3 protein-coding genes and 1 pseudogene are annotated in these 4,699 nt (G+C 73.8%); all 4 read left to right on the top strand.

The genetic code is table 11. The features are described 5' to 3' along the window. On the top strand, positions 1-814 hold an 814-nt coding region (locus tag EDJALFJO_RS00390; protein WP_233149598.1), incomplete at its 5' end, for an endo alpha-1,4 polygalactosaminidase. 76 nt (positions 815-890) lie between these two features. Continuing rightward, on the top strand, positions 891-1,565 hold the full coding sequence (locus EDJALFJO_RS00385) for a response regulator transcription factor (RefSeq protein WP_088281080.1): 675 nt from the start codon (positions 891-893) through the stop codon (positions 1,563-1,565). Next, positions 1,562-2,815: pseudogene (locus EDJALFJO_RS36205) on the top strand (sensor histidine kinase); the annotation flags it as partial. The gene EDJALFJO_RS00385 and the pseudogene EDJALFJO_RS36205, both read left to right, overlap by 4 nt. 194 nt (positions 2,816-3,009) lie before the next feature. After that, positions 3,010-4,569 (top strand): DUF4331 domain-containing protein, encoded by a 1,560-nt coding sequence (locus EDJALFJO_RS35280; protein WP_369812474.1) that lies wholly within the window; start codon positions 3,010-3,012, stop codon positions 4,567-4,569. Positions 4,570-4,699: the final 130 nt, after the last annotated feature.

Raw genomic sequence — 4,699 nt, 5'->3', positions numbered from 1 at the left:
CCCGAGCACCACCCCCACCGCCACGAGCACCTCGGTGCGGCCGCCGACCGCCACGAGGCCGCCCACGACGACGCAGCCCGCGCCGGGGTCGATCACCCTGCCGCCGGCCGACGGGGTGCTCGACTACCAGATCGGCGGGGCCTACCAGCCCGACGCCGACGTCGACATCGTGGACCGCGACCACACGGACGACCCCGTCCCCGGCAAGTACAACATCTGCTACGTCAACGGCTACCAGACCCAGCCCGGCAGCCTCGGCAGCTGGCCGGCGGGCGCGGTGCTGCGCGACGCCTCGGGGGACCTCGTCGAGGACAAGGGGTGGCCGGGCGAGTACATGCTCGACACCCGGACCGCCGCGAGCCGGGACCTCGTCGCCGGCGTGGTCCACGGCTGGATGACCGGGTGCCGCGACGCAGGGTTCGACGCGGTCGAGATCGACAACCTGGACACCTACACCCGCACCTCCCTGCTCACCCAGGCCGGGAACCTCGCGCTGGCGACGCTCTTCGTCCGCGACGCGCACGCCCTCGGGCTGGCCATCGGGCAGAAGAACACCGTGGAGATCGCCGCCCAGGGCAGGCGCCAGATCGGGTTCGACTTCGCGATCGCCGAGGAGTGCCAGGTCTACGACGAGTGCGGCGACTACATGAGCGCCTACGGCAACCAGGTCTACGAGGTGGAGTACCCGGACGCCGGGGGCCGCTCGAACTTCGAGCGGGCCTGCGCGGCCCGCGGGGCACGGATCTCGATCACCTACCGGGACCGCAACGTCGCCCCCCGCGGCAGGTCGAGCTACGTGTTCGAGCACTGCTGACCACCGGGCACCGGCGGCCCCGCCCCCGCACGGGCGGGGCCGCCGGCGGTTGGCGGGCGGACAGGGGGTGTGCAGAATGATCACCGTGCGGGTACTGGTCCTGGAGGACGACGAGGACCTGCGGACGTCGGTGGTCGAGGTCCTCCGCGGTCGCGGGATGGCGGTGGACGAGGCGACCTGTCTGGGCGAGGCGGACGAGAAGCTCCGGATCACGGACTACGACGCGTGCGTCCTCGACCGGATGCTCCCCGACGGTGACGCAGCGGCGATGATGCGGGACCTGCGACGGGACGGGGTGGTCGCCCCGGTGCTCTTCCTCAGCGGGCTGGACGACCTGTCCGAGCGGGTCGCGGGCCTCGACGCGGGCGCGGACGACTACCTGGTCAAGCCCTTCGCCATGGACGAACTGCTGGCCCGGGTCCGGGCGCTGGCCCGTCGCCGGGAAGCCGTCGACCAGCCCGTGCTCCGGCTGGCCGACCTCGCGGTCGACGTCGCCTCCATGGCCGTGACCCGCGCCGGGCGACCCGTCACCCTCACCCCGAAGGAGTACGCCATCCTCGTCTGCCTCGTGCGCAGCGCAGGACAGGTGGTCACCCGGGGAACGCTCATCGAGCACTGCTGGGACGAGTTCGCGGACCCGGTCTCCAACGTCGTCGACGTCCGGGTGCGGATGCTGCGGACCAAGCTCGGCGACCCGCCCCTGGTGCACACGGTGCGCGGGGCGGGGTACATGGCGCGGGCCGACGGATGAGGCGGCCCCGCACGGCCCGCGGGGGGCATGCCGTGCTGCGCCGCCTGCAGTGGCGCCTCAGCGGCGGCTTCGTGGCCGTCGCCTGCCTGGGGCTGATCACCTTCGTCGTCGTCCTCGAGCGTCTCGACGAGGGCTACGCCGGCGAGCGCCAGACGGCCTCTCTGCGGGCCCAGGCGTCCCGCGCCGCCGCACTGGTGTACCTCGACGGGAAGGGCGCACCCCGGACCGACGGGATCCGCAACGACGTCGTCGCGACCGGCCCCGGCGCCCTGGCCGTGTTCGCGGCCCGGGACGGCGGCGCGGCCCCGAGGGTGCTCCTCGTCACCGGGGGCGCCGAGCCCTCGCGGGTGCAGGTCCTGGCCGGGGCGGCGCTGCGGGACGCCGCGGAGCAGGGCACCGTCGAGCAGCTCGCGACGCCCGACGGGCCGGCCAGGGCGGTCGCCATGCCCTGGTTCGACGCCCGGGGCGTGGCCGGAGCCGTGGTGGCCACGGCACCCCTGGAGGCGCAACCGCGCGGCGAGCTGCTGGCACCGGCGATCGGGGCCGCGGGCGCCCTCCTGGTGCTGCTGACGTTCACCGGCCTGTGGCTCATCGGGCGCAGCATGCGCCCGGCGCTGGCCGCTCTGGAGGACCGGGAGCGGTTCCTGGCCACGGCCGCCCACGAGCTGCGGGCCCCGCTGGCCAGGCTCCGGGCCGGCGCCGAGTCGGCCCGCAGGACCGTCGACCGGTCCGAGCCCGTCGCCCGTACCCTCGACCGGCTGGTGTCCGTCGCCGACAGTGCCGGTCACGTGGTGTCCAACCTGCTGCTGGCGACCCGGATCGAGCACTCCGCGCATCCCGTGCAGCAGCTGCCGGTCCGGCTGGACGTGCTCGTCGGGGAGCTCGAGACCGCGTTCGGGTGTCTCGTCGACGTCAGCGAACCGGTGACCGTCACCGGGGACGCAGCCCTGCTGCGGCACGCCCTGGTGAACCTCGTCGAGAACGCCGTCCGCCACGGCAAGGTGGGCGAGGTCCTGCCCAACGTGCTCGTCAGGCTGGTCCACGAGAACGGCGTCGCGGTGCTCCAGGTCGTCGACGACGGCCCGGGGTTCCCGCCCGAGGTCGACGTGCTCGCGCGCTACGCGACCGGCCCCGGCGGCGGGACCGGGCTCGGGCTGCCCCTGGTGCAGTGGATCGTCGAGCAGCACGGCGGCACGTTGCAGCTCTCCAACAGGGACGCCGGTCACTACGGCGCCGTCGTCACCGTGACCTTCCCTCCGGCCCGGCCGGGCGCCGGCACCGGGCGCGGCGGCGATCTTTCCGCGGCGAGCACCAATCCGCGGGTGCGGGGACGCCGAACGGGTGGTGACCGGCGCCACACAGGCGCCGCGACCCGGGAGGGTTCCCCATGGCACACCGCTCAGCGGTCGGCGCTCCGCCGCACCGTCGTCCCCGTACCCGCGCAGTGCTGGCCGTCACCGCCGCGACCGCCGTCCTCGGCGGCGCGTTCGCCACGGCCGGCCCCGCCGCCGCGTCGAGCCACCGCGAGGCGCCGTCGATCGCCGGCTCGCCGCGGCTCGACACGACCGACGTCTACGCCTTCCTCAGCCCGGACAAGGCGGGCACCGTCACCCTGGCGGCCAACTGGCTGCCGTTCTCCGAGCCCGCCGGCGGGCCGAACTTCTACACGTTCGCGGACGGCGCGGCCTACGACATCGCCATCGACACCAACGGCAACGCCAAGCCGGACATCATCTACCGCTGGCAGTTCCGGACGACGGTGAAGAACAAGGGCACGTTCCTCTACAACACCGGCCCGGTCACCTCGCTCACGGACCCCGACCTCAACGTCGTCCAGACGTACGACCTCAAGAAGTACTCGGGCGGGCGCTGGTCCACCCTCGCGAAGAACCGGATCGCCGCGCCGTCGAACGTCGGCAAGGCCTCGATGCCGAAGTACGCGGACCTGCGCAAGCAGGCCACCTACACGGTCGGCGGCCGGGACGTCTTCGCCGGGCAGGCCGACGACCCGTTCTTCCTCGACCTGCGGGTCTTCGACCTGCTCTACGGCGGCGACCTCTCCGAGGTCGGCAACGACACCCTCGCCGGCTACAACGTGAACACGGTCGCGATCCGGGTGCCGGTCAGCGAGCTCGGCGGGTCGAAGAACGTCATCGGCGTCTGGTCGGAGACCCTCGCCAAGGGCGCCGACGGGCAGCTGCGCCGGGTCTCGCGGCTGGGCAACCCGCTCGTCAACGAGGTCGTCATCCCCACCAAGGACAAGGACCGCTTCAACGCCTCCCGGCCGCAGGGTGACGCCCAGTTCCTCAAGTACGTGACGAACCCGGGGCTGCCGAAGGTCGTCGAGAAGGTCTACGGCATCAAGGCCCCGGCCGAGCCGCGCAACGACCTCGTCTCGGTGTTCCTCACCGGGGTCAAGGGCCTCAACCAGCCGAAGAACGTCGTGCCGGGCGAGATGCTGCGGCTCAACCTCACGCCGTTCGCGAACCAGACCCCGAGCCGGCTCGGCGTCGTCGGCGGCGACAACAACGGCTTCCCCAACGGCCGCCGGCTCACCGACGACGTGCTCGACGCCGCGCTCCAGGTCGTCGAGGGCGAGCTCGTCGGCGCGCCGAACGACCTCGGGGACGGCGTGAACGCGAACGACGTGGCGTTCGGCAGCACGTTCCCGTACGTCGCGCTGCCGCACAGCGGCTCCGGCTCGGTGAACAGCCCTGCCGCCGCCAAGGCCAAGGGCGCCGCGCTCGTCAGCCCGCTCGAGGGCGGCAAGGCCGACGTCGTCACCGTCGCCGGGAGCGGTTCGCCCGCAACGGGTTCCGGTACCACCGCGCTCGGCCCGACGACGGCCGCGGCGCAGGTCTCGCCGGCCTCGGACCGGACGGCACTGCAGGCCGGTGCGGGCCTCGGCACCGCGGCGCTCGCGCTCGCCGGGGGTGCGCTGCTCCTCGGCCGCCGTCGCCGGCTCGTGCGGGCCCGGGACGAGGTCCGCGCGTCGACGGTCTGACCACCGTCTGACGGACACCGCCGGTCGCGGCCCGGGACTCCTCCCGGGCCGCGGCCGGACGGCCACGGCCCGCCGTCCCGCACCTGCCTGCACGCCCCTCGCTGAGGAGAACCGCCATGCTGCACCGGCC

This window comes from Kineosporia sp. A_224 (assembly GCF_002198655.1).
In the GTDB taxonomy this organism is placed as follows: Bacteria; Actinomycetota; Actinomycetes; order Actinomycetales; family Kineosporiaceae; genus R-H-3.
The sequence above is the reverse complement of the archived record's forward strand: the minus strand, read 5'-3'. Positions and strand labels throughout refer to the sequence as shown.

Bases quoted from the DNA above. Each gene is read 5' to 3' on its own strand.
- EDJALFJO_RS00385 (WP_088281080.1), top strand. From the start codon at position 891: ATGATCACCGTGCGGGTACTGGTCCTGGAGGACGACGAGGACCTGCGG.